The sequence below is a fragment of the Paraglaciecola sp. genome (assembly GCF_039964565.1).
In the GTDB taxonomy this organism is placed as follows: Bacteria; Pseudomonadota; Gammaproteobacteria; order Enterobacterales; family Alteromonadaceae; genus Paraglaciecola.
Window position 1 is genome coordinate 89,301 of sequence record NZ_JBDVXF010000030.1, and the last position, 26,215, is coordinate 115,515.

Annotated in this window: 26 protein-coding genes; 25 read left to right on the forward strand and 1 reads right to left on the reverse strand. The window is 42.2% G+C overall.

Features of this window, described 5'->3' with window-relative positions:
• Position 1 precedes the first annotated feature (1 nt).
• From ABJK37_RS13660 to flgL, 7 genes are all read left to right on the forward strand, one after another.
• Positions 2-745 (forward strand): flagellar basal body rod protein FlgF, encoded by a 744-nt coding sequence (locus ABJK37_RS13660; RefSeq protein WP_348354743.1) that lies wholly within the window; start codon positions 2-4, stop codon positions 743-745.
• 85 nt (positions 746-830) lie between these two features.
• Entirely contained in the window at positions 831-1,619 is a 789-nt protein-coding gene (gene flgG / locus ABJK37_RS13665; protein ID WP_348354746.1) for a flagellar basal-body rod protein FlgG, read from the forward strand.
• Between the two features lie 13 nt (positions 1,620-1,632).
• On the forward strand, positions 1,633-2,334 hold the full coding sequence (gene flgH, locus ABJK37_RS13670) for a flagellar basal body L-ring protein FlgH (RefSeq protein WP_348354749.1): 702 nt from the start codon (positions 1,633-1,635) through the stop codon (positions 2,332-2,334).
• A 13-nt stretch (positions 2,335-2,347) separates the two neighbouring features.
• On the forward strand, positions 2,348-3,460 hold the full coding sequence (locus tag ABJK37_RS13675; RefSeq protein ID WP_348354752.1) for a flagellar basal body P-ring protein FlgI: 1,113 nt from the start codon (positions 2,348-2,350) through the stop codon (positions 3,458-3,460).
• An 8-nt stretch (positions 3,461-3,468) separates the two neighbouring features.
• Positions 3,469-4,461, forward strand: a complete 993-nt coding sequence (flgJ, locus tag ABJK37_RS13680) for a flagellar assembly peptidoglycan hydrolase FlgJ (RefSeq protein WP_348354755.1) — start codon at positions 3,469-3,471, stop codon at positions 4,459-4,461.
• Positions 4,458-6,614, forward strand: a complete 2,157-nt coding sequence (gene flgK / locus ABJK37_RS13685; RefSeq protein ID WP_348354758.1) for a flagellar hook-associated protein FlgK — start codon at positions 4,458-4,460, stop codon at positions 6,612-6,614. The genes flgJ and flgK overlap by 4 nt, the downstream gene beginning before the upstream one ends.
• Before the next feature lie 13 nt (positions 6,615-6,627).
• Positions 6,628-7,851 carry a flagellar hook-associated protein FlgL gene (flgL, locus tag ABJK37_RS13690; RefSeq protein ID WP_348354761.1) on the forward strand — a complete coding sequence of 408 codons (1,224 nt, stop codon included), beginning with the start codon at positions 6,628-6,630 and terminating at the stop codon, positions 7,849-7,851.
• Between the two features lie 6 nt (positions 7,852-7,857).
• Here the strand turns inward: flgL and ABJK37_RS13695 are convergent, their stop codons facing one another.
• Positions 7,858-8,805: a hypothetical protein gene (locus tag ABJK37_RS13695; protein WP_348354765.1), complete on the reverse strand. Its 948-nt coding sequence runs from the start codon at positions 8,803-8,805 to the stop codon at positions 7,858-7,860.
• Positions 8,806-9,063: 258 nt separating this feature from the next.
• Between ABJK37_RS13695 and ABJK37_RS13700 the strand changes: the two genes are divergently transcribed.
• From ABJK37_RS13700 to ABJK37_RS13785, 18 genes are all read left to right on the forward strand, one after another.
• Positions 9,064-9,888, forward strand: a complete 825-nt coding sequence (locus ABJK37_RS13700) for a flagellin (protein ID WP_348354768.1) — start codon at positions 9,064-9,066, stop codon at positions 9,886-9,888.
• A gap of 417 nt (positions 9,889-10,305) precedes the next feature.
• On the forward strand, positions 10,306-11,133 hold the full coding sequence (locus tag ABJK37_RS13705; protein ID WP_215926655.1) for a flagellin: 828 nt from the start codon (positions 10,306-10,308) through the stop codon (positions 11,131-11,133).
• Between the two features lie 544 nt (positions 11,134-11,677).
• Positions 11,678-12,502 carry a flagellin gene (locus ABJK37_RS13710; protein WP_348354772.1) on the forward strand — a complete coding sequence of 275 codons (825 nt, stop codon included), beginning with the start codon at positions 11,678-11,680 and terminating at the stop codon, positions 12,500-12,502.
• Positions 12,503-13,596: 1,094 nt separating this feature from the next.
• A complete protein-coding gene (locus ABJK37_RS13715) occupies positions 13,597-14,421 on the forward strand; it encodes a flagellin (RefSeq protein WP_348354775.1) in 825 nt (274 codons plus the stop codon).
• Between the two features lie 75 nt (positions 14,422-14,496).
• The gene (locus tag ABJK37_RS13720; RefSeq protein ID WP_348354778.1) at positions 14,497-14,916 is read left to right on the forward strand and encodes a flagellar protein FlaG; all 420 of its coding nucleotides are present in this window, start codon (positions 14,497-14,499) and stop codon (positions 14,914-14,916) included.
• A gap of 56 nt (positions 14,917-14,972) precedes the next feature.
• Positions 14,973-16,430 carry a flagellar filament capping protein FliD gene (gene fliD, locus ABJK37_RS13725; protein WP_348354781.1) on the forward strand — a complete coding sequence of 486 codons (1,458 nt, stop codon included), beginning with the start codon at positions 14,973-14,975 and terminating at the stop codon, positions 16,428-16,430.
• A 40-nt stretch (positions 16,431-16,470) separates the two neighbouring features.
• Positions 16,471-16,902 (forward strand): flagellar export chaperone FliS, encoded by a 432-nt coding sequence (gene fliS, locus ABJK37_RS13730; protein ID WP_348354784.1) that lies wholly within the window; start codon positions 16,471-16,473, stop codon positions 16,900-16,902.
• Entirely contained in the window at positions 16,899-17,207 is a 309-nt protein-coding gene (locus ABJK37_RS13735; RefSeq protein WP_348354787.1) for a hypothetical protein, read from the forward strand. Before fliS ends, ABJK37_RS13735 begins: the two co-directional genes overlap by 4 nt.
• Positions 17,208-17,297: 90 nt before the next feature.
• Entirely contained in the window at positions 17,298-18,299 is a 1,002-nt protein-coding gene (gene pseB, locus ABJK37_RS13740) for a UDP-N-acetylglucosamine 4,6-dehydratase (inverting) (RefSeq protein WP_348354790.1), read from the forward strand.
• A 12-nt stretch (positions 18,300-18,311) separates the two neighbouring features.
• Entirely contained in the window at positions 18,312-19,457 is a 1,146-nt protein-coding gene (gene pseC / locus ABJK37_RS13745; RefSeq protein ID WP_348354793.1) for a UDP-4-amino-4,6-dideoxy-N-acetyl-beta-L-altrosamine transaminase, read from the forward strand.
• Positions 19,454-20,155 (forward strand): pseudaminic acid cytidylyltransferase, encoded by a 702-nt coding sequence (gene pseF, locus ABJK37_RS13750; RefSeq protein ID WP_348354796.1) that lies wholly within the window; start codon positions 19,454-19,456, stop codon positions 20,153-20,155. Before pseC ends, pseF begins: the two co-directional genes overlap by 4 nt.
• Complete coding sequence (locus ABJK37_RS13755) at positions 20,148-21,209, forward strand: hypothetical protein (protein ID WP_348354799.1); 1,062 nt, start codon at positions 20,148-20,150, stop codon at positions 21,207-21,209. The genes pseF and ABJK37_RS13755 overlap by 8 nt, the downstream gene beginning before the upstream one ends.
• A 1-nt stretch (position 21,210) precedes the next feature.
• Positions 21,211-22,263 (forward strand): pseudaminic acid synthase, encoded by a 1,053-nt coding sequence (gene pseI, locus ABJK37_RS13760; RefSeq protein ID WP_348354802.1) that lies wholly within the window; start codon positions 21,211-21,213, stop codon positions 22,261-22,263.
• 1 nt (position 22,264) lies between these two features.
• Positions 22,265-23,293, forward strand: a complete 1,029-nt coding sequence (gene pseG / locus ABJK37_RS13765; protein ID WP_348355336.1) for a UDP-2,4-diacetamido-2,4,6-trideoxy-beta-L-altropyranose hydrolase — start codon at positions 22,265-22,267, stop codon at positions 23,291-23,293.
• Positions 23,290-23,871, forward strand: coding sequence for a UDP-4-amino-4,6-dideoxy-N-acetyl-beta-L-altrosamine N-acetyltransferase (pseH, locus tag ABJK37_RS13770; RefSeq protein WP_348354805.1), 582 nt, complete (start codon positions 23,290-23,292; stop codon positions 23,869-23,871). The genes pseG and pseH overlap by 4 nt, the downstream gene beginning before the upstream one ends.
• A gap of 8 nt (positions 23,872-23,879) precedes the next feature.
• The gene (locus ABJK37_RS13775; RefSeq protein ID WP_348354808.1) at positions 23,880-24,134 is read left to right on the forward strand and encodes an acyl carrier protein; all 255 of its coding nucleotides are present in this window, start codon (positions 23,880-23,882) and stop codon (positions 24,132-24,134) included.
• 7 nt (positions 24,135-24,141) lie between these two features.
• Positions 24,142-25,437, forward strand: coding sequence for an AMP-binding protein (locus ABJK37_RS13780; protein ID WP_348354812.1), 1,296 nt, complete (start codon positions 24,142-24,144; stop codon positions 25,435-25,437).
• Positions 25,430-26,155, forward strand: a complete 726-nt coding sequence (locus ABJK37_RS13785; RefSeq protein ID WP_348354815.1) for an SDR family oxidoreductase — start codon at positions 25,430-25,432, stop codon at positions 26,153-26,155. Before ABJK37_RS13780 ends, ABJK37_RS13785 begins: the two co-directional genes overlap by 8 nt.
• The last annotated feature ends 60 nt before the right edge of the window (positions 26,156-26,215 follow it).

Sequence of the window (26,215 nt, forward strand, 5' to 3'; positions counted from 1 at the left end):
CATGGATAAACTACTATACATCGCCACCAGTGGCGCCAAGCAAGACTTACTCGGTGCTTCGGTGCGGGCAAATAACCTAGCCAACGCGCAAACCACAGGGTTTAGAGCGCAGCTTGAACAAGCGCGAGCCATGCCAGCTTTCGGCGAAGGTTTGCCTACTCGAGTGTTTTCTATGACAGAAAATGCCGTCAATAACTTCGAAGGCGGCCCGCAGATCCAAACAGGCCGAGAACTAGACTTAGCGATTCAAGGTGATGGTTGGTTTACGGTACAAGATGCACAAGGCAACGAAGCATACAGTCGTAACGGAAGTTTTGAGTTAGGTCCGAATGGGGAACTCAAAGATTCTCACGGTAATACAGTGGTTGGCGATTTTGGGCCAGTATTTCTACCTATTCCTTTATCAAATATTAATATCGCTAACGACGGCACACTTTCAGTCAGGCCTCAAGGCGCACCTGAAACCGTGTTGGAAGAAGTGGGCAGACTTAAGCTCGTCAATCCAAACGTTCGTGATATGGAGCGCGGAACTGACGGACTCTTTCGCTTAAAAAGCGGAGAGCAAGCTCAAGAAGACTTAGTGGTTAGCGTTCGCACCGGTGTGCTTGAGGGCAGTAATGTTAATCCGGTAGAAGAAATGGTCAATATGATCAATTTACAGCGTCATTATGAAATGCAAGTCAAGATGATGAAACAAGCTCAAGAAATCGATACCCGCGGCAATGCGTTATTGCGCATTATCTAAGAACGCTTTTAGGTAAGTTTTGAGGGTTCGAATATCAAGGCTGTTGGCGAATTAAGCTAACAAACGAATTTTTAGGAGACAATCTATGCATCCTGCATTGTGGATAAGTAAAACTGGCTTAGACGCCGCTCAAACTGACGTATCCGTTATTTCCAATAACTTGGCAAATGCTAGTACAGTAGGATTCAAAAAAGACCGTGCAATTTTTGAAGATTTGCTCTATCAAAATATCAATCAACCGGGTGGTCGTTCTTCAGCTGACACTGAGCTGCCTTCTGGATTAATGTTAGGTGCAGGTAGTAAAGTGGTTGCAACACAAAAAGCCCATACGCAGGGTAATATGCTCACAACCGAGAACTCTTTGGACATGATGGTTCAAGGCAAAGGTTTTTTTGAAATTTTACAACCAGACGGTAGTGCGGCGTACACCAGAAATGGTCAATTCACTTTAAATGACCAAGGGCAAATTGTGACACCAGGGGCCGGTTTTTTATTGCAACCGACCATCACTGTTCCTGAAGACGCCCAACAGTTGACTATTTCCCAAGACGGTGAAGTATCAGCCACTGTTCGAGGACAAGCGGATCCTCAAGTTCTTGGACAAATAAATCTTTCCGATTTTATCAATCCCACTGGCTTGCAGCCGGTAGGGCAAAATTTGTATGTTGAAACAGCTGTCAGTGGCGCACCTATTGAAGGGGTGCCTGGGCTCGAAGGTATCGGCACCATAGTGCAAGGTGCCCTAGAAACATCTAACGTGAACGTAACCGAAGAACTGGTCAACTTGATTGAAAGTCAACGTTTATATGAGATGAACTCAAAAGTAATTTCGGCCGTTGACTCCATGTTAGGTCAGGTTATTCAGCAGCTTTAATGAGAGAGCAACCATGATGATTCAACTAAAGTTATTCAAATTGTTAGTTCTATGTCTAGGTTCAATAGCGTTAAGTGGTTGTCAGTCTACTGCTAACCGAGATCCGCTACCCAATGACCCTTTTTATGCGCCGATTATGCCGGATATTCCACAGCAAAAAGTCAACGATGATGGCGCCATTTTTCAGGCCGATATGGCCAATAACTTGTTTTCAGATGTAAAGGCAAGACGAGTAGGTGACATCATAACTGTTAACCTAGAAGAAAATACTCAGGCCACTAAATCCGCAGGTACGAGTACCTCAAAAGCGACTGGGGTTGAGGTAAATCCAATAATAGGGTTAGGAGGCAACGCCCTCAACATCGGTAACGAGTCTATACAATTAGGCTTAGATTCAAGCAATGATTTTGAAGGTGACGCAACTGCCAATCAAAGTAATAACTTAACAGGTAGTATTTCAGTGACAGTGGTTCAGGTTATGGCTAACCAAAACTTACTGGTTAGAGGTGAAAAATGGTTGACCTTAAACAGTGGCGACGAATATATCCGCCTAACTGGTGTGGTCCGTCCGGCTGACGTAAGTCCAACTAATGAAATTGAATCAACTAAAATAGCCAATGCTCGAATTCAATACAGTGGGACCGGCAGTTTTGATACTGCTCAAAAAGAAGGTTGGCTAAGTGGATTTTTCTCATCTGAATATTGGCCGTTTTAACGTGGAGAAATACATGAGGTCAATTATACCCCTAGTGATAGTGTCCAGTTTAATGCTGGCCCCCGTTACTTTTGCCCAAAGAATAAAGGATCTGGCTTCTGTACAAGGCGTTAGGAGTAACCAACTAGTCGGTTATGGTTTGGTGGTGGGATTGCCTGGTACAGGTGAGCAGAGTCCGTTCACTGAGCAGAGTTTTCGAACTATGCTCTCGAACTTTGGGATCAGTTTAGACAGTAGTGTTAAACCCAAAATTAAGAATGTGGCGGCCGTAGCGGTTCATGCTGATTTACCACCTTTTATTAAGCCCGGTCAGACTATAGATGTGACAGTGTCATCTATTGGTGAAGCTGCCAGTTTGCAAGGCGGTACACTAGTACAAACCTTTCTAAAAGGCTTAGACGGCAAAGTTTACGCTATCGCACAAGGCAGTTTAGTGGTCAGTGGTTTTGGGGCACAAGGTGGTGACGGTTCTAAAATCGTGGTTAATACACCTACTGTAGGTCGTATCGCAAATGGTGCCATAGTGGAGCGTGCTGTACCTAGTGGTTTTATGGAAAATGACTTTCTAACTTTAAATTTGAAATACCCCGACTTTACTACGGCTAAAATTTTGGCCGATACCATTAACCGCAGGTTAGGGGCCGATCCTGATAAAGGTTATGTTGTTGCTACGCCTATTGATGCTGCGTCGGTTCGGGTCACGGCTCCTAGAGATGTAGGGCAAAGAGTTGGGTTTCTCGCGACTTTAGAGAATTTCGAATTTGTTCCGGCTAAGGCCTCGGCAAGAGTCGTAATCAACAGTCGCACAGGCACGATAGTCATAGGCCAAGATGTGCGGCTTTTACCCGCGGCTATTACACACGGTGGACTCACTGTCACTATTGCAGAGAACCAAACGGTTACTCAACCCAATGCATTAGCAGAAGGGGAAACTGTGGTCACGACTCAATCGATCGTAGACGTAAATTTAGACGACACTCGTATGTTTAGTTTCAATCCTGGGGTGACCTTAGATGAGTTGGTTAGAGCTGTAAATGAAGTCGGCGCAGCGCCAGGGGACCTGATGGCTATTTTAGAAGCATTGCGAGAAGCGGGAGCCTTACAAGGCGACCTTGTTGTGATTTAGGCAATCCTATGAATCAGTCATTGACTACGCAAAATCCCCTCGAACTATCTAGAAATGCCAATGATATTAAAGGCTTGGATAATTTGCGCCGTGCGGCACAAAGTGGTGACAGTAACGCTTTAGATGAGGCCGCTAAACAATTTGAAGCAATCTTTGTGCAGATGATGCTTAAGTCTATGCGTAAGGCGCAGGATGTAATGGCTGATAAAGACAGCCCTTTTAACTCAGAACAAGTTAAATTTTACCGGGATATGCACGATACGCAAATCGCTAGCGATTTAGCCAGCAACGGCAGTATCGGTCTAGCCGAAATTATTGTACAACAACTTGGCAACACGGATAACGGGTATATGCCCGCAGGTGCTTTGCGTAATGATGGTAATCTATCGAGTATCAATCGCAACACCATTTCTAGCACGCAAAACGCCCAAAATGCAGTCTTGGGCGAACCGTCCCCTAAAACCTTCCAATCTTTTAAAACCGCCGCTTTTGAGGATGCACAATCCTTTATCGAGCAACTTTACCCCGCCGCACAACACGCTGCTGAGCAATTGGGAATCGATCCTAAAGCGTTGTTGGCACAGGCAGCGATTGAAACAGGTTGGGGTAAACATATGATCCACAATACCTCAGGTCAAAATTCACATAATTTGTTTGGTATTAAGGCAGACCGTCGCTGGCAAGGAGATCGCGCTATGGTGGATACTATTGAATTTGAACAAGGGGTAGCAGCGACTAAAAAAGCCCCCTTTAGAATGTATGAATCCTTTGGTGAATCGTTGCAAGATTATGTGAAATTTGTACAGCAAAATAGCCGATACCAAGAGGCAGTTAAACAAACACAATCACCACAAGACTATTTTACAGAATTGCAAAAAGCAGGGTATGCCACCGATCCAAACTATGCCGACAAGGTGATTTCAGTTTTTGAGGGCGAACAATTTAAACGCTATTCAGCGGAACAGACTAGCACTTCAGGTGCAGCAGGTAACATCAAATGATTACTAGCTCTAATAAAACCATCAGAACCGCAGACTTATTCTCCATAGCAAAAAGTGGCGTCAATGCCAGTAACCAATTGCTCAATACTACGGGCCACAACATCGCCAATGTGAATACCGATGGGTTTGTGCGTGAAAGAACGTCTTTCGAAAGTCAGCTAACTGGCGGGGTAGGGCGTTCAACTACAGAGCGAATATTGAATGTTTTTGCGCAAAATCAACTGCGCCGTGACACAACCATGCAAAGTGACACCGAAACCTATTATAACAAAACTTCGGTTATCGACAATGTATTTGCTAGTGAAGCCAATCGAATCTCTTCCAGCATGAGCCGCTTTTTTGCAGCGGTACAGACGGCAACAGATGACCCAACTAACTTAGCTGGAAGACAATTGGTATTGAGTGAAGCGCAATCGATGATGGGCCAAATTGGCACTGTTTCTGGTTTTTTGCGAGACAAAGAAGAAGAGCTTAATGCAGAGCTCACTGCGCATATAGATAATGTGAACTCGATCATACACAACATCGCGGAGTTGAATGACGCTATAGTGATCAATCAAGCTAATAATCCTTATGATGAGCCTGGAACCTTAAAAAACCAACGAGACAACGCAATACTTGAATTGGCAAGTTTAGTGTCTATTGAAACCCGCGAGAGTTCTGGCGATGATGGTCGGATAATGATCAACCTAACATCAGGAGAGTCCTTAGTTTTACAAGACGGGTCGTTTAATGCTTTAGAGGTCAATAACGACGCTGACCAAAACTATATGTCAATTCAATTGAGTAGTAATGGCAAGCCAACCACGCTCAATATTAAAGAGAGTGAAATTGGCGGAACGATTGGCGGGTTATTACGTTATCGCGATGATGTATTAGAAACTAGCCGAAGAGAATTAGGACAGATAGCCTTAGCTATTACAGATGCAGTCAATACTCAAAACAGTCAGGGTATGGACTTAGACCAACAATTTGGGAGTGAAATTTTCGCTCTTCCTGATTTTGCCGGCTTGGAATACCCAGATAACGTGAATGCTGCAAGTATAGTAACTGGACGTATCGCTGCCGGTGCGTCTGGAGAAGTGACCACTGCGGATTATCGGGTGACAATCAACAATGTAACAGCGGGTGCGCCCCCAACCTTAGACATCACAGTATCGGCATTACATGCCGATGGCTCAATTATTAAAGATGTTAACGGTAACGATATTACTCAAAATTATACTGCTGTTGATGCGCAATCAGGAACTTTCACCCAGGTGCTCGGTGGTGTGGAATTAGAGTTTTCTAGTGGCGTGGGGTATACCGTTGATGATCAGTTTTTAATACAACCCACAAAAAATACTGCCGATTTAATTGAAGTTGTTATGACTCGTCCTGAAGATTTGGCGTTGGCTTCACCTATTCGGGTTGACACCAATATTGGTAATTTAGGTGATGCTGAGCTTATATCGAGTACTGTGACCAATACTTTTGTAGACAACAGTTTCACTAATGGCGCAGCGTCAGCGTTTGACGGTACGGGGGGGATTCATGGGCCCGGCAGCTCGCCAACTGGTGCGGGCGGCGTGGGTGCACCAGCAGAAATTTTCTTTACTGCCAATGACGAGTATGAAGTGCGAGACAGTGGTGGCAATGTTATTACCACAGTGACCGGGGTCACAGACTTAAATAATTTATTGGCGCAGGCAGAAGGCTCGGCTGGGTGGCCCGCGGCTTTTAGTGCGTTAGATGATTACCCAGGCTATGATTTATCGTTACAAGGTGTGCCTAGAGCGGGTGATTCGTTCACAATTGGCTATAACACTGATGGCCTAAACGACAATCGCAATGGGTTGGTAATGGCTGACTTACAGAACCAAAATACCATGCAAGTTAATAGCAGTGGTTCTGGTCAGTCTGCTACTTTTCATGAAGCTTACGCTAATATTGTCAGTGATATAGGACAAAAAGCTGCTAGTGCCGATATTGCGTTACAAGCCGCTGATGCACTTAAGTCCCAATCCAGTGATTGGTTTCAATCAGTATCAGGTGTGAGCCTAGATGAAGAGGCAGCAAATTTGGTAAGGTATCAGCAAACTTATGCGGCTGCGGCGCGTTTACTTGGAACAGCGCAAGATTTGTTTGATACGATTTTAGCTATTGTCCGTTAACTAAAGGTAAATTATGCGTATTTCTACAGGGCAACTTTATGACCGCAGTATCCAATCTGTGTTGGATAATCAAGGCGACTTGTCGGACATTCAACGGCAACTCTCCTCCGGTAAAAAACTATTGCGCCCCTCAGATGATCCTGTTGGATCTGCGCAAGTTATAAGGCTTACCGAAGAAATTGATTTGCTGACTCAATTTAACAAAAATAGCAACTTATTGACCAATAGCTTAGAGCAAGAAGAAACAGTATTGAGTAATATCAATAATGCCTTGGATCGAGCTCGAGTGTTAATGGTTCAATCCGGTAACGGTATAGTCAGTGCCGAAGATAGAAACGCCATCGCCATTGAAATTGGTCAAATTCGAGATCAGGCGTTTGATTTAATGAATAGCCGAAATTCTAATGGTGAATACATATTTTCAGGATTTCAATCGGCCTTGCCTGCTTTTAGTTACGACGCAAGTGCTACCGGCAACAAATATGTTTTTGAAGGAGATGGCGGGCAGAACAATATTCAAGTGTCGGATACTGTGAGCTTACAAATGAATAATTCGGGACAGGATGTATTCGAAAATGTCTTCGCTCGGCTAACTCCCTCAATTACCGGCTCTGTGGGAGCTACTTCGGCATCGTTAGAAATGCAATCTCAAAGTGCTTTTGACAAGTTTCATGAAACAAACTACGACAGTGTCACCGCCGCGAATAATGAATTTCAAGTCAGCATAGTTTCACCGACGCAAGTGCAAGTAACCAATGTAGGTACAGGTGCGGTTTTAGATACCCTTGATTACTCCAGCGGAAACGCATTTTTTTATCAAGGATTGGAATTCGATATTACTGGAACGACAGGCGATACCGTTAATTTTCAGTTAGATCCTCCACAGAAAAAGAGTATCGCTGAAACACTCAACGATTTTGTACTTGTATTGGAAAACAAAAATACCACCGATAGTGATTTTGATGATGCCTTAGCTGATGCCTTGGTTGGATTAGATAACGCAAAGACAAGTATCGGCAACGCCATTTCAGAAATTGGTGGTAGAAGAAACACTGCCCAGACTATTTTAGGCTCTAACCTCGACTTGGAAATCTCTAACAAAGCTGCGCGTTCTAATATCGAAGAAGTAGATTACGCCGAAGCTGTATCTGAGTTAAGTCGTCAAGAAACCGCTTTGCAAGCGGCTCAAGCTACTTTTACACGGGTAACTGGGACTTCGTTGTTTGACTATATCTAGCGCACATTATTTATTACTTAATAATAGATGAATATTTATGTTTGCTAAATATATGCAGCTTTTGTTGTCTTCATGGGAAGAATAATAACTGATATATAGACTGTCTTTTTTCAACACCAAACCTGGATAACTATTATCTCCTGCAGAAGGTAACGTCATTAGTTCTTGCAATTTCCCATTGCTCAAATTTAATTTAAGTATGCCAGTGACAAGTTGTCCTTGTTTCACTATTCGACCCGCCACCAAAGCCGTGTTTTCATCTAGTTTTGCCAATGCAGGACCGCCTATATATTGACCTAAATCTTTCCAATCCCACTTTTTGAACGGATAGCTACTAACACCTAATTGCGCGGAATAACTGTCGGCGTCTCTGCGCACCAATGCATAAGCTTTATTTTTGACAAAAATAAGATCACTTTCATTGGGGTAGCCCTTTTGATGTTTTTGTAGGCTTAAGGCAAAGGGTTGATGGCGATGAAAGCTCCTTCTTGGATTGCCCGAATAAAAGTGAAGCGCATTTTGTTCTTTATTGTAGCCAAATCCATAGGCAAGATTGTTATGCCACCTGACTCGCCATAGCCACCACCCTTTATCCGCAAATTCTTGTGGGGTAGACCAACTATGCCCTGTTAGTGATAACCAAGTTAAGTTTTTTGTCCCTGTCGTTCTATTTTGAGTAGAAACATGCCGAGCAAACGCGATGAGTAATAGCTGGCCATCTGGAGTAACGGTTATCTTTGGATCTCTCAGATCGACTTGGGGGATCGCGATGCGATTCGAATATAGTATTTTCCCTTGGGTATCCAACGTCAATATACGAATAATTCCGTCAGCGCTCACATGATTTTCTGCTTCTCTGTAACAGCAAAATAACTGTTCATTAAACTCGCATAAGTCCGTAAAAGCACTGTGAGCCGCCTTAAATCCCAGCTTTTTAATCCAATTTATGTACATTTTTGAAATTTTCTAAAAATATTTAACTCATTGAAACTCAAGTAAAAGGTAAATGCAAAGGCGGCAATAAGTTGCCACCTTTGAGAAAAAAGGCAAATTAATGTTAAAGGGAATTTTGTTTGAGTCGATACCATTTTCGAGAGAGCCAGTAGTAATGATTTTTTAATTTTAGAATCGTTACTCTATTAGTGTTAATTAACCAGCCGAATATTTATTCGGTCGCCAGCTTAGCTGGACTGAGAGTGTAGGAGAAAAAACATGAGTTTATTCGTAAACACCAATGTTTCATCATTGAACGCGCAACGTAATTTGTTTAATTCGTCGCAAACATTAAATACTTCTTTTGAACGTTTGTCTTCAGGCTTCCGTATTAACCGTGCGGCTGATGATGCTGCTGGTTTGCAGATCACTGACAGATTAACGACACAAGTACAAGGTCTAAACCAAGCAGCACGTAACGCAAATGATGCTATTTCGTTAGTGCAAACTGCTGAAGGTGCGTTAGGCGAAGTGACTACATCACTTCAACGTATCCGTACACTTGCTGTACAGTCCCAAAATGGCATTAACTCTTCTGCAGACCGAGTAGCGTTGCAGAAAGAAGTGTCAGCCCTTAAAACTGAAATCACTCGTATTTCTACTGATTCACAGTTTGGTAATTTAGATATTCTTGACGGTAGCTATTCAGCTAAGTTCTTAGTTGGAGCGAATGGTGGTCAGAATATTTCCGTTAACTTGGAAAGAACGAGCGGTTACGGTTCATCTGGTTTAGGTATTGCTGCAACTGATGTATCAACAGTTGGAGGCGCTTCTGCTGCACTAACTGCTGTGTCAGAGGCAATATCAGCGGTAGGTGGTGTTCGTGCCGATTTAGGTGCATTGCAAAACCGTTTCCAATCAACTATTCGTAACCTAACGAATATTTCTGAGAATGTTTCAAGTGCAAGAAGTCGAATCAAAGATACTGATTTTGCCTCTGAAACCGCTGAATTAACTCGAAACCAGATTATTCAGCAAGCAAGTTTGACTGTGTTGAGTCAGGCTAACCAGCGTCCACAATCGGCTCTATCTTTACTAGGTTAATCTTTGCTGGGTTAGTCATTGAGACTAACTTTCGATTAGCCTAGGTTTCGAGACCCTTCTTCTGTTTAGGGGCTTAGAAGCCAGGGGGTAGTGCACTGGGTTGATAAGAACCGAGCAGTTGAGAGTTTCGCTCACTCTCTCAGAAAGAAGCGCGTATAGCCGGAGAGTTTCTCCGGCTTTTTTCGTTGTCTAACTATTTGAAATATATAGGTTTTAAAAAGTAGTTCATTTTTTTACTAAAGGATTTTTGATCACAGCACGATACATGGACATAGACGTTACGCATCTAATAAAAATATAAGCGAACGCCTCTACAGAAGCTCAATAATAATAAAAGAAAGGCTCTGTATCCATCTAGGCAACTAATAATAAAAATAGCCAGGTGGTGTTTACAAAAAAATCGTTAGGAGATTTAAAATGAGCTTATTCGTTAGCACGAATGTGTCGTCGTTAAATGCAACTCGTCAGTTGTTTACGTCGAACAATAATTTAAGTACCGCGTTTGAACGCTTGTCATCTGGTTTTCGCATTAATACTGCAAAAGATGATGCTGCAGGCTTACAAATATCCAACCGTCTTACCACTCAAATTCTTGGGTTAGACCAAGCCGTTAGAAATGCTAACGATGGCATTTCATTAGCGCAAACAATTGAAGGTGCACTTGCCGAAACGACCACTGCGTTGCAAAGAATACGGGTGTTGGCTGTGCAATCACAAAATGGTATCAATTCATCTTCAGATCGAGTCGCTTTGCAAAAAGAAGTCACAGCATTGAAGAATGAAATGAGTCGTATTGCTTCCACTACTCAGTTTGGTGGGGTAAATGTCTTAGATGGTATTTTTTCATCCGCTTTTTTGGTAGGTGCCAATGCGGGGCAAACCATTAGTGTCAATGTTCAGCGCAACGGTGGCTTTGGGGCTTCTGGGCTATTTGTAGCAGATGCCTCTGTTTTAACTGAAGCGCAAGCTTCTGCTGCCATGACTTCTGTCTCTGAAGCCATCTCTATTATTGACGCTCAGCGCGCCGACTTAGGTGCGATACAAAACCGTTTCCAGTCAACCATCAGAAATTTAAGTAATATTTCTGAAAATGTCTCAGCGGCAAGAAGTCGTATTCGTGACACCGATTTTGCCGTAGAAACGGCAGAGTTAACCCGCTGGCAGATCATTCAACAGGCTAGTATTACCGTGTTAGGGCAGGCCAATCAGCGACCACAATCGGCTTTACAGTTGTTACAAGGTTAATAAATAGAGAGTTAAGATGTGTAATAGTAAAAAATGCAAAATTGTTGAGCAATTGCGGGGGCAGGCTGCAACTAAAAACGAGGATAAGTTTATCTGTAGTGGATTAAATAACGAGTACAGATAGAAGAAAAACGGTCGAATTGCAAATTGTGGGGACAGGCTGCAACCGACCGAGGGATTGAACATTGTTAAGTAATATCAAAGCGTTATTACAAATATAGCGTGAGCGCTTTTTTGGATTTAACACATTAAGCCGAGGCTTTTTTGTTAAATCGCTAACAAACAGAACAGACGCCAGGAGGTAGTGAGGTATTGAGGTTTAGGCCATCAATTCTGTTTGTTAGCTAGAGCATAAGCTCACTTTTGCATTTGCTTTTTGTGCTTCTAACACTTAACAAAACGCTAACCAGGGTACCAGCTAGCAATTATACAAAGCATATGGTGTGCCAAAAATGCAGCCATAATGACAATTTAATTTTAGCAATACCAAGTTATCACAGACACAAAAAAATAATAAAAGTCTGTGCAAGGTTAGGAGAGAAAAATGAGCTTATTCGTAAGTACTAATGTGTCGTCGTTAAATGCTACTCGTCAGCTGTTTACGTCGAACAACAATTTAAGTACCGCATTTGAACGACTGTCTTCAGGCTTTCGAATTAATGGTGCAAAAGATGATGCTGCAGGTTTGCAGATTTCTAACCGCTTGACTACTCAGGTTTTGGGTTTAGATCAGGCGGTTCGAAATGCCAATGATGCTATTTCTTTATCGCAAACCATTGAGGGCGCGTTAGCAGAAACTACCACTGCACTGCAAAGAATTCGAGTGTTGGCGGTGCAATCTCAAAATGGCATTAATTCATCTGCAGACAGAGTGGCGTTACAAAAAGAAGTCACAGCATTGAAAAATGAAATGAGTCGAATTGCCTCAACAACACAATTTGGTGGTGTGAATGTATTAAATGGTGCGTTCTCGTCTTCTTTTTTAGTTGGAGCCAATGCTGGGCAAACTATTAGTGTGAACGTAGAGCGTAGTGGTGGATTTGGCGCGTCAGGATTATTTGTGGCTGACACGTCTGTGTTAACTGAAGCTGAAGCTTCCGCCACTATGACTGCAATATCAGAGGCTATTTCTATAGTGGATGCCAAACGCGCAGATTTAGGGGCACTACAAAATCGTTTTCAGTCGACGATTAGAAATTTGAGTAATATTTCTGAAAACGTATCAGCGGCAAGAAGTCGTATCCGTGACACAGATTTTGCCGTAGAAACGGCAGAGTTGACCCGCTGGCAAATAATTCAACAAGCCAGTGTGACTGTGTTGGGGCAAGCTAATCAGCGACCACAATCAGCGCTGCAATTATTAGGCTAGTCTATTAGATTGGCACAACAAAAAACTTAGAGGGTAGGAAATGAGAGGCCGACCCAGGGCTAGGCCCTAAAAAGTAATAATGGATTGTTACTATGATTTGCTAGGGAGGGCATTATTTATAATGCTAGGGTTAAGTGTATGTGTACCTTAGCAGTACCGAGTTTGCTCCAACTCCTAACGTGAGCAAGTTGGTCGGGGACGCCTTATTTAGGGTTTTGCCCCGGCCTTTTTTAAACAACGACCACAAGGGCTTGAAAGTGTAAAGTCTTGTGAAACAAACTAAGTTCCGTTTGGGTTTACATCTTAGGTGTGTAAATTAAAACGCCGACTAACAGGACAGAGAGTGTAGAAGTTTGGTTGAGAGGCCAGTATTCAGCTCTTCTAACCCCGCCAGTCGGACAGAAACCTTATTTGCTCCATCTCCTAACGTGAGCAAGTTGGTCGGTGGGATCCTTAACAGGTATTCCGCCGGCCTTTTTTATTTAGTCGTCAAATGCCATAGCATCATCGTCTCCACTAAACACTCAATCTAAAGCATGTAGTGTGCCAACGTTTAAAATGTAATGTTGCTTAGTTGATATTCAGTGAAATTCAATCCTTTTGTTAATTATCCCGAGTTCAGGTTAATTAATCGAACCTATTGGTGTTTTATTGGTTTAGGTGGGACTGTTGAGGTGATTTGCTTATCCATTGTTTTCTAAAGCACTCCAATCGCTTTTGTCGCTCTAATGCAAAAAACAAAGTATCGGTTCGAAGCAAGCGGGCAATTACCAAGATGCCATTGAGTCGAACTAAAATTAAAAAAATCACTGGAAGTTGTTATTTAACTCTAATAAAAACAAAGAGTAATGAAAATGCCGAAGCTGAGGGTAAAAAAATCTCATAAAAAAACTAAAGTTGCTGAAGCTAGGGTCGATAACGTTAGTTGAGGGGTGATCTAATTGATTACTTTTAGTCTCATTTATTGGTAGAGGTACCGCTAAATGAGGTAAGTGAGGTGACGGTCAAGAAGAGGTTTTTGACCGCCAAAAATTGAGGCAAACTTACTGGTACAAACACGTTATCGGCGTGCGGTGAGTTTTCAGGAGGTTTTTATGGGTTTATTTGTTAACACAAATGTTTCGTCTTTGAATGCTCAGCGACAGCTGTTTAGTTCTGGACAATCTTTGAATACATCTTTCGAAAGATTGTCTTCGGGATTTAGAATTAATCGAGCTGCGGATGACGCGGCGGGTTTGCAGATTTCAGATCGATTAACGACGCAAGTTCAAGGTTTGAACCAAGCTGTTCGAAATGCCAATGATGCAATTTCACTCACGCAGACTGCGGAAGGTGCTTTGGGTGAAGTCACTACTTCGTTACAACGTATTCGTACTTTAGCAGTACAATCTCAAAATGGTATTAACTCGTCTGCTGATCGCACCGCTTTACAGAAAGAAGTAACAGCACTAAAAGACGAAATTAGTCGTATTGCGTCTGATTCACAGTTCGGTAAGTTAGATATATTAGACGGCAGTTTCTCTTCTAAATTTTTAGTAGGAGCAAATGCTGGACAAACTATTTCTGTTAACTTGTCTCGCAGTGGTGGTTATGGTGCATCTGGTTTAGGTATAGGTTCGACTACCGTTGAAACAATCGCAGGAGCGTCAGCAGCATTGACGGCCATTACTACGGCGATATCAGCTGTTGGTGGAGCTAGAGCTGATTTAGGGGCACTGCAAAACCGTTTTCAATCGACTATTCGTAACTTGAGTAATATATCAGAGAACATTGCAAGCGCGCGTTCACGTATTCGAGATACTGATTTTGCTTCTGAGACGGCTGAATTGACAAGGAATCAGATAGTTCAGCAAGCGTCGTTGTCGGTTTTGAGTCAAGCCAATCAGCGACCGCAATCAGCTTTGTCGTTGCTAGGATAGAAATCAGGGTTTTCACTATACTGCTTACAATGGCTACAATTACGTAGCCATTCGCATTTGCTAAAGAGGTGATTTATGGATGTTAATGTATCACAAGTTGGCCAAAATTTTGCTTCGCCAAGAGCTGAAGTTGCGCCCGACATCGCTCGGCCCAACCGTGCGCTAGAAAAAGCGCCTGAAATTGAGCAACAACAGGCTAAAGATTATTCTTTGTCTGCCGAAATAGAGACACGGGAGTCTGCAGATTTAAGTGCTGAGCAAATAGATACCGCTGTTTCACAACTAAGTGAATTTGTGCAAACCAGCAACAGACAGCTTAATTTTTCGGTGGATGAAGGGAGCAACAAACAGGTCGTAAAAGTGACTGATGCTGAATCAGGTAAAGTTATTCGGCAAATCCCTACCGAAGAAGTGTTAAAATTATCTGAGCGTTTGCAAGATTTGCAAACTGAAGTAGGGACGGCGGTAGGTTTACTTTTTAATAAACAGGTTTAACATCAAGTACTGATGTGAAAATGTATTCAACATATTAGTTGGAATCGAGGTGATGTATGTCAATTCAGTCATTAGGGGTAGGTTCAGGCTTAGATCTAGAAAGTCTTGTTACTCAATTACTTGAGGCTGAAAGTGTACCTAAGACTGCTGCTTTAGATGCGAGAGAAGAAAGCGTTGAAGCAGAAATATCGGGTCTTGGTAAATTAAAATCAACATTGGAAGATTTTCAAGATACTGTTGATACACTTCGTAGCGAATCCAATCTCAAAGGCCGAGAGCCGACCATTAAAAATCCATCCTCAGATGTTGAACCTTTTACAGCTGATGCATCCGATAGCGCCTTGGAAGGTGATTACAATATAGCTGTGACTCAACTCGCAAGCGGCAGCCGATTTGAAACTGCTGATGCAGTTGACGGCGGCTTCAATAGCTCTTCGGATTCGGTGTTGAGCGCGGGTACTGCCAGTCTTACTTTTAAAATCGATGCGACTAGTGACTCTTTTACCATTAATTTAAATGCGGGTGATTCATTACTAGATTTACGTAATGCAATTAATGCGTCTGAGGATAATTTTGGTGTCACCGCCAGTATAATCGATACCGGTACCGCAGATGGGGGCTCTAAATTAGTGTTTACCTCTAGCACCACAGGCATAGGTAACGACTTAGTTATTGTTAATGATAATGATGTGGCTGAGTTGGAGCTTGTATCAACTACTAACTCTGCAGAGGCCGCTACATATTTGGCACCTGTTACTTCTGCGCAAAATGCTAAAGCCACTATCGATGGCATTAACGTTGAGAGTGATACGAATAATTTTGAGAATGTAATAGAAAATGTCAGTTTTGACGTATCTGAATTATCAGAACTTGACACCGATGGCGTGACATTTAAAACGTCTAAACTGAGTATCGGTTTTGACAAAGAATCTGTTGAAGAAACCATCCGAGAATTTGTCACAAACTTCAATGCACTGCAGGCAGAGATTAAGCTTCTAACAAATTATGGTGAATCCGATTTAGAAGACGATGGTGCGTTAGCGGGGGATTCCTTAGTTAGAGGTATACAAAATGGTATTAATAATATTTTGTTTTCTGCTGTTGAGTCTTCGGCGTTAGGTGGTTTATTCCAAATAGGCATAGAATTAAATGACGATAACGAGTTAGAAATTAGCTCAAATGATAAAATTGGTTTAGGTAGTGGTGATGATCGCCTACAAGATGCATTAGATGATAATTTTGATAGCATTGCGGCGCTATTTACCGACGAAGAAAATGGAATAGCCGTACGTCTTTACGATTACGTTGAAGAATATACGAGTTACAGTGGGTTGCTGAAATCTCGTGAAGATACCGCTAAAGATCAGCGAGAACAAATTTTTGATGAAAGATTGGCCCTAGAACTAAGACTTGCTAGTACCGAAGAAATATTACGTGCTAAATATTTGAATCTAGACCAAACTGTTGCTTCACTCAATTCAACTAGCTCAGCTATGTTGGCGACGTTAGGGTAATAGAAGTGTTAATTAGTTACCAACAAAACGGAAAATCAATATGGCCTTAAAAGGTATCAATGCTTATAAAAAAGGCAATTTAAAGCAAGACATAAGTCAGGCTGATCCTCACAAGTTAACTTTGATGTTGATGCAAGGGGCATTAGATAAGCTTGCTTATGCAAAAGGATGTATTGAAAGAAAAGATTATGCTGGTAAGTCTGAGCATATTTCTCGAGCAACGGCTATTTTGATGAATTTACGTGAGACTCTCGATCTGGAATCTGGAGCAGAAGTCGCTGAGAATTTATTTGCACTGTATGATTACATGGTGCAACGACTCATTGACGCTAATGTACAGAATAGCTTGAAGATCGTTGATGAAGTGATTACTCTGTTTTTACCGATTAAAGCAGCCTGGTCGCAAATTCCTGAGTCAGCTAAACAAGATGCTTACGAAATGCAAAGGCAAAAACGTCAAGCCACGATTTGAAAAAACTAACGCTAAATCATTCTTATACTCCTACTCCCTTAAAAAGTATCAATCAGCGTTTATCTGAACTGACTACTGAAAATGATCCAGATGAGTCTAATTTTTTAAAACTCGCGATTGAACGAGATGAGTTTATTCAAGATTACATCAAAAACCTCCCCGATGACGAAAAAAGAGAATTTGTGACTGCCGAGTTGCAGGTAAATGGCGCGTTAGTTGCTTATGCAGAAGAATCATTTAAAGCGTCACTCAAACAACTAAGTGGTTTGATTCGTGGCCGTAAAGCGGTTAAAAAATATCGATGAATGTCAGAAATTCCAACGAATTTAATCAACTGGGTTACACTTTTTCGAACTGCGAAAGTTATCCAACCATTATGATTGTAAGGACTGCTTATGTTTAACAACAAATCTATTCTAATTACAGGCGGAACAGGATCATTTGGTAAACGCTTCACTGCGTATTTAATCAAACATTATTCTCCGAAGAAAATAATCATTTATTCCCGAGATGAGCTAAAACAATTTGAAATGCAACAGCATTTTAACGCACCTTGTATGCGTTATTTTATTGGGGATGTGCGCGACAAAGAGCGATTAATATCCGCGATGCGTGATGTCGATTACGTGGTACATGCTGCGGCGTTAAAGCAAGTCCCCGCTGCTGAATATAACCCAAATGAATGTATAAAAACCAATATTAATGGTGCGCAAAACGTGATTGATGCGGCCATAGAAAATGATGTTAGTCGCGTGATTGCGTTATCGACAGATAAAGCAGCCAATCCAGTAAATTTATACGGTGCGACAAAATTGGCCTCTGACAAACTTTTTGTGGCTGCTAACAATATCTCTGGAGCGAAAGGGCCGAGATTTGCCGTGGTGCGATACGGTAATGTAGTGGGCTCGAGAGGTTCTGTGGTGCCGTTTTTTCATCAGCTGCTTAAAGATGGGATTAAAAAGCTGCCAGTTACGCACGAAGAAATGACCCGGTTTTGGATCACCTTAGATGAAGGTGTGGAGTTTGTGATTCAAAATTTTCAACGTATGCATGGTGGCGAAATCTACGTACCTAAAATTCCTTCAATTCGTATTATTGATTTAGTCGAGTCTATTAGTGGCAACAGAGATTATGACGTGGTGGGGATCCGTCCCGGTGAAAAGTTACACGAAGTAATGGTGCCAGAAGAAATGGCGCACCATTCATTGGAGTTTGATGATCACTATGTGATCACTCCTGCAATTACATTTTTTGATAAAAATATTAATTATTTACAAAATAAATTGGGTGAAACAGGTCAACCGGTATGTGACAAATTTGAATACCATTCAGGAACAAATCCACATTTCTTAAGTGTGAATGAGTTAAAAGCGCTTGATAAAGTCACGCATTACTAAGTGAGGGATGAAATGATCCCATACGGTAGGCATCAAGTAGACCAACAGGATATTGATGCAGTTGTGGATGTCCTTGAGAACCGGTTTTTAACTCAAGGCGCTTTGGTTCCAAAATTTGAATTCGCCTTATGCGATTATACTGGAAGTACTTTTGCTACTGCTGTAAACAGCGCGACCTCTGGTTTACATGTTGCTTGTTTGGCGGCAGGCGTTACTCAAGGTGACGTTGTTTGGACCGTACCAAATTCGTTTGTGGCCTCGGCAAATTGTGCACTTTACTGTGGCGCTAAGATTGGCTTTATTGATATCGATAGACAAACTCGCAATATTGATATTGACGCTCTCGCAGAAAAATTGCGCGTAGCAGCTAATACCAACACACTTCCGAAGGCTCTGATAATAGTTCACTTTTCTGGTCTAAGTTGTGATTTGCGCAGGATTTACTCTTTAACCCGAAAATTCTCAGTGACCTTAATAGAAGATGCTGCGCATGCGTTAGGTGGGGAGTATTTAGGTAGTAAAGTAGGCTGTTGTGAATATTCTGATATGACAGTACTTAGTTTTCATCCCGTCAAATCTATCACTAGTGCTGAAGGTGGAGCGGTATTAACTAATCATAATGATTTACATTCTAGAATAAAACTCTTTGCTAACCATGGTGTGACTCGCGATCCGCAACATATGGAAGGAGAAAGCCACGGGCCTTGGTATTATCAGCAAGTAGCCCTTGGCTATAATTATCGACTCAGTGACCTACATGCAGCATTAGGTTTGTCACAGTTGTCTAAATTAGATGGTTTTATATCAAAGCGAACGCAATTGGCGCAGCGCTATCAAATACAACTCGCTGATTTGCCAATTACGTTGCCTGCGTCAGTGGACTATGCAACCAGCGCTTGGCACCTTTATATGATTGAACTCACTCAACATTCGAGGCAACAGGTTTATATTCAACTTCAAGAAAGAGGAGTCGGCGTTAACGTGCACTATATTCCTATTCATTTACATCCTTATTATCAGCGACTGGGATTTGAAAAAGGTGAGTTTCCAAATTCTGAACAATTTTATAATTGCGCGTTAACCTTGCCCCTTTATCCTAGTTTAACATTTGATGAACAAGACGTGGTGATCAACTCTCTACGTGAGATATTGCGATGAATCTTGCTATTATTCCTGCGCGAGGCGGTAGTAAACGGATCCCTGGTAAAAATGCCAAATTATTTGCAGGTAAACCTTTGATTGCCTATTCAATTGAAGCAGCATTAGGTAGCGGTAACTTTGATAAGGTCATTGTATCAACCGATAGTCAAGAGGTTGCGGATATTGCAATCTCGTACGGCGCTGATGTGCCATTTATGCGGCCCGAGTCTTTATCGGGGGACTATGTAGGAACCGGCCCCGTTACTAAACATGCCATTGAATATTGTATCCAACATTTTTTTGAACCTACGTATTGCTGTTGTATTTACGCCACTGCCCCTTTTTTAACGGCAAACTTTTTAAGCGAAGGGTTTCAAGCGTTAAAAGCAGACCCGCAAAAATGTTTCGCGTTTTCGGCAACCAGTTTCGCATTTCCTATTCAAAGAGCCTTAAGACTTGAAGGTACGGGGGTGATGCCAATGTATCCTGAATTTATTAATAAACGCTCTCAGGACTTGACCGAAGCATATCACGATGCGGGTCAGTTTTACTGGGGACAAACCGCTGCCTTTTTACAAAATAAGCCGATGTTTTGTGGTCATAGTACACCGGTAGTATTGCCACGACATTTGGTGCAAGACATTGATACTAAAGAGGACTGGCAGCGCGCGGAGTTAATGTACAAAGCCTATGTAATGGAACAAGCGAATGTCTGACAAAGAAGCGAATTTTGAGAAAAAAGTCCTGATCATCCGTATGTTGAATACAGCTGAAGTTGTGTCTATTGGATTGCCTGCAATACGCTTTTTCCAACAAGGTGTACCTGATGCAGAAATTCACTTTTTAACCTTTTCACAGGGTGGAAAATTAATCTCAATAGCAGAGCCAAGTGTCACAGTACATTGTTTACCAGCGGAGCAATGGCCAGATAACTTCTTTTTAGCGATGGAATCTTTTCTAGGTTTAGCTGAGCAAATCATTGCCCAGCAGTATTCGCAAATAGTGAATTTGGATACTGCTTTTATGCCTTGTTTTTTAAGCCGGTTTTTAAAGGATGCATTAGAGCCCGTTAGTGGTAATTACCTTAATACTTCAGTCAAACAGTTGCTTAGTCAGGTTGAAGATCAAAGCTTACAGGCTGACTATGTGAATAGTGCAGATAGTTATTTAGCTAGTAGCTTTATGGGTATGTATAAATGGCAACATAATAGCTGGCACTATGCACCCATGCCCGATGGTGGTTATCCAGAATATTATCTCAGTCACTGTTGTGGTTTAGATGTCAGCAATGTTCCTGTAACTATCAAAGTAACACCAGATAAGCGTCTAAGAAAAGAGGCAAAAACATCTAAAGTGGTGGCGTTGTGTTTAAGTCAGTCTGATGACGATTATGTCTATCCTCACACTGTAGAGTTAAAAAAAGCATTACAGGCTTTGGGTTATTACGTATGGCTAGAAAGCGAAGCAAAAGAAGACCTCACTACTTTACTAAAAATGCTGGCAACCAGTGATTTAATGATTGCCAAACCCAGTGCTTTGAGATGGTATGCTCAGAGTGTTGACTGCGCTACGTTATTGATAACTGCTGGCGCTAACCCCGCTATATACATGCCAGACTTTGCTACCGATGCCACTGAGCGCTGCCTTCGTCATGGGCAAAGTGAATCACCTTCTAGACTAAGTGAAACTCAACCTTGCAGCTGTGACCTGCCACAAGACTTAGCTGAGAGTGTTTCGTCTATTTTTGAACATCTAGCTGAAGAGCAATAACATGAATGACATTTTAATCTCTGGTAGATGGATTGGAGAGTCCCATCCGCCGTTTATTATTGCAGAGCTTAGCGGAAATCATAATCAGCAATTAGAGCTAGCGTTAGATATGGTGCAAGCTGCAGCGGATGCCGGGGCCGATGCCATTAAATTGCAGACCTTCACAGCTGATAGCATGACTTTGGATGTAGACCATCCACATTTTGTGATCCAAGAAAAAGACAGTTTATGGTGTGGCCAGTCGCTACATGCTTTGTATCAAAAAGCCGCCACGCCTTATGAGTGGCATAAACCTTTATTTGAGAAAGCCAAATCTTTAGGCATGCTGGCCTTTAGCTCACCCTTTGATGCAGCTGCGGTAGATTTTTTAGATGATTTGCAGGTGCCATGTTTTAAAATTGCGTCTTTTGAGTTGACCGATTTACCTCTTATCCAAAAAGCAGCGAGTAAAAATAAACCTTTGATTATGTCAACGGGGATGGCGAGTCTAACTGAGATAGAAGCGGCAGTGAAAACGGCGAAAGAAGCAGGTTGCAACGATATTATTTTATTAAAATGTACCAGCACCTATCCCGCGTTACCCACTCAGTCAAATATTGTGACTATTGGGCATTTAGCCGCAGCCTTTGGATGTCAGGTAGGTTTATCTGACCATACCGCTGGTGTTGGAGTATCCGTGGCAGCAGTCGCCCTAGGTGCCAGAGTAATAGAAAAACACTTTGTGTTAGACAGGCAAGCAGGTGGAGTCGATGCTGCCTTCTCATTGGAGCCTGATGAGCTTTCATCTTTAGTGACAGAGACCAAGCGAGCCTATCAATCATTAGGGCAAGTGACTTATGGCGGCAGCCAAAGTGAAGAAAAGTCGAAACAATACAGACGTTCTATTTATGTCAGCGCAGATATTGCAGCAGGACAGTCATTAACTGCAGAGAATTTAAGGGTAGTGCGCCCAGCATTTGGCCTTGCACCCAAAAATTGGCCAAAGGTGCTGGGGAAAACCGCTAAGCAGCACTTAAGCAAAGGTACCCCTCTAGATTGGTCAATGTTTGAATAATATGAAGGTAGTCTTCAGAGTGGACGGTGAGCCCAGCATAGGGCTTGGGCATATGATGCGCTGTTTAGCGTTAGCACAGGGCCTAAAAGCGAAAGGTCACAGCCTTGTGTTTATGATATCGCTTACCTCAAAACAGTTTTGTTTTGCAAAACTTGCTGAGAGCGCTGAGATTGTTACTTTGCCGACAATGCCAAAAGAACACGAGCCCCCATGGATAATGCAGCAACTCAAACAATTACAAGCTGACTGGTTGATTATCGACGGCTATGAATTTGGCGTTAAGTATCGCAAAGAGCTTCGTTCAAGCAGAGTTAATTTAGCGCTTTTTGATGATAACAATAACAGTGGCCCTCTCGATGTAGATATGGTTATTAACGGCGCACAAAACGCCGAGGCACTTGATTATCAAGCTACAGCTGAAACCGCATTTTTAGCCATTGGCGAACCTTACCAAGTGTTACGCCAAGAGTTTTTTAAAGTAGATAAAGATAACTGGCAAAACCGAGATAGTTTGACCTTAATGTTTGGTGGCAGTGATCCGGCTAACTTAACGATTTTGGTATTGCAGCTGTTGGCACAAAGCTCAGCTAAGATGCCAATAACTGTGATTACCGGCGCGGCCTATACCCAATTGCCTGAATTGAATAAGGTAATAGAAGATTCGACTTTACACGTTACCCATCTTCACGATTGTCAAAATATGGCTGAGGTTATGGTACACACTAAATTAGCAGTATCCGCTGCCGGTGGTAGTCAGTTTGAACTTGTAGCCTGTGCCACACCCTCATTGTTAGTGGTAGTGGCAGATAATCAAAAGCTCGCGTCTCGCGCTTCTGAGTCTCAAGGTTGGTGTGTTGTAATGGATAGCCAAGCAGCAGATGAAAAACAAATAGTGAGCCGATGCTTGGCGCTATTTCAAGATACTGAAAAGTTACGACTTATGCATCAAAAAGCTTTACAACAACTCATAACAAACGGTGCGCTTAGTATTACCAAAGTGCTTGAACAATTAAGTGATAAACAAGCATGAGCAGTCAACTCCCCGAGCACTGTTTTAAGCCTTTAAGTCAGCCTCAACTCGAATTGGTTTGGCAATGGCGCAACAGTGAGCGGATTCAAAACAATATGCATAACACTCATCCTGTTGCTTGGCAGGATCATTGCAAATGGTTTGATGGCTTGCAGCAAGATCCGGCTCGAAAGTTTTTTGTATTGTGGCAACAACAACGACCCATAGGTGTGCTAAATTTTTCTGGACTAGACACCGCAAAACCAGAGTGGGGCTGTTATTTGGGGGAAACCAATGTGTGGCCTGGTAGCGGTATTATTTTAGAAGCGGCCGCTTTGGATTATGCCGCGAGTATTATCCAGTTTAGCCATTTATTAGCTCAAGTTTTAAGTTTCAATAATGCCGCTAATAAAATGCATAAAGTATTTGAATATCAAAAAGTTAAAGCGGAATATGGGGGCGAGCGCAATGGCGAAAAATTCGATGTATGGTATTACAGCTATTGTTTAGAAGATTGGCGTAAAAAACGCACAGCAATACTTTCCAAATTACCTAAAAATATTGCGCTAGCTGCAGAAAAATTAAGATTTTTAGAATAGGACGCGATGTGAATTTAGAACAACAGATAAAACAAGCGATGCAGCAAGTGGCTGAATTAAGTGATTGCCAATTAATAGAGCCAATTACAGTAGACACATTACTGCTCGAGAGTGGCCTAGACTCCTTAGGTTACGCCATGCTGGTGGCACAGCTTGAAGAAGATTTAGGTTATGACCCATTTAGCGAACTCGCAATAGAAACTTACCCCAGTACCTTTGCTGAGTTTTTATCTGTGTATCAAAGATGTGCCAGTAAGCAATAATCAAACTATGCCTAATTTGCTGCAACAATTAACGTCTTTAACTCATACAGGAAAAATACACAGCCTGAGTAAGACTGTGGCTTTGTCTGAGTTGCTGTTTAAAGCTAAGCAAATAAGGCAACAAAACCCTGAGTTGAAACAGCAAAAAGTCTTGATAGTCGATGAGAATATCTTTGATTTTATTAGTGCTTTAGTTGCGTTTGATGGCTGGTGCCAATCCATTTACATCGCTTCGCAAAATTTGACTCAGCCCAAGGTAGATAATCTAATTCAATGGCAACAGAAACCGCCACAATCTGCCGTATCTCAGCTTGTAATAGATGACAACGAGCAAATTGATACGTCATGGTTTTTAGCCACCTCAGGCACAACAGGTGAACCTAAGTGGTATGCCCATTCATTTGCAGCGCTAGCGTCGAGTGTGAAGCAGAGTCGAAATCTAACTAAAGTGAACTGGGCGCTGATGTATCAGCCTACTAGGTTTGCTGGGTTACAAGTATTGCTACAAAGCTTGCTTAGTGGCGCAAATTTAATTGATGTGCATGGAAAACCTGCATTACAACAAATTAGCCTAATGCAACGACATCAAGTCAATGCTATTTCGGCGACACCCAGTTTATGGCGCCAGCTTAGTATGACTCAGCAGTTAGATAACCTGACTTTAAAATACATAACATTAGGCGGAGAAATCGCCGACCAAGGCATTTTAGATCACCTATCAAATTTATTTCCAAACGCTCAAATAAAACATATTTATGCGTCAACAGAGGCCGGGGTTGGTTTCGTTGTGACTGACAAAAAGGCCGGTTTTCCAGTCGCTTGGTTAGCAAGTTCAGACAATGAGACACCTAAGCTTAAAGTATCGTCACAGCAACATTTAATGATTAAACCTAAACATCTAATCGGTGATAACTTAAAATCGCTAACAGATCCTCAAGGATATGTGGATACCTTTGACAAAGTTGCAGTGACAGATGAGCGCGTGATGTTTTTAGGGCGCGCAAGCGGTGTAATTAATGTTGGGGGCAACAATGTTTACCCAGAGAAGATCGAGCAAGTTCTGTTGCAATCAGCAGAAGTTGACCAAGCAAGAGTGTATGGCCAAGCCAGCCCACTTGTTGGCGCATTAGTGGTTGCCGAAGTGGTGTTACAACCCAATTCTGAGCCGCAATTAGCAAAAACTAGGCTACTGAGCAATTGTAAAGCGCAATTAGCCAGATACGAAAGACCAAGTAAAATTAGAATAGTTGCGTCTCTGAAACAAGATGCCAGCGGTAAACTTAATAGGAAAAATCATGACTGATTATGTAGTCATTACTGGTGCCAGCAAAGGTCTTGGGCTAGCGATTTGCAAACAGGCGCTAGAGCAGGGTTATAAAGTAGTGGCTATCGCGCGGCATTGTTCACAGGCACTAGCAGAATTACAGCAACAAAATCCACAACAGCTGTATTATCATCAAGCCGACTTATCGCAATTAGAGCGACTGCCCACCTTATGTAAACAGCTAATCAAAGAATTTGGGCGACCTTATGCTCTTATCAACAACGCCGCATCAGGTCATGATGGGGTATTAGCCACAATGCCAAATGCTGCCATAGATGATCTTATGCAATTAAACGTACAAGCTCCCATTCTATTGAGTAAATATTTAATGCGCTCGATGTTATTAAACCGCCGCGGCCGGATCATTAATATTTCATCTATCATCGCCAAAACAGGTTTTAATGGTCTCAGTGTTTATGCCGCCAGTAAAGCAGCGTTAGAAGGTTTTAGTTTTTCCTTAGCACGTGAAGTAGGTAAAGCGGGGATCACTGTTAACTGTGTGGCACCAGGTTACATGCAAACCGATATGACCAGCAGTTTGCAAGGAGACAAATTAGAAAGTGTTAAAAGGCGCAGTCCACTAGGTAAACTGGCTACTGTTGAAGACGCCGCTAGTATGATTATCTATTTGCTAAGCGAGCAAGCCGCTGCTATTACGGGCACAGTGATGACGGTAGATGCGGGTAGCACCGCTTAATTTGTGATGCCTCAAGGCTGATGCCTCAAGGCTGAAGCCAAAGGGCCGATATAAACACCA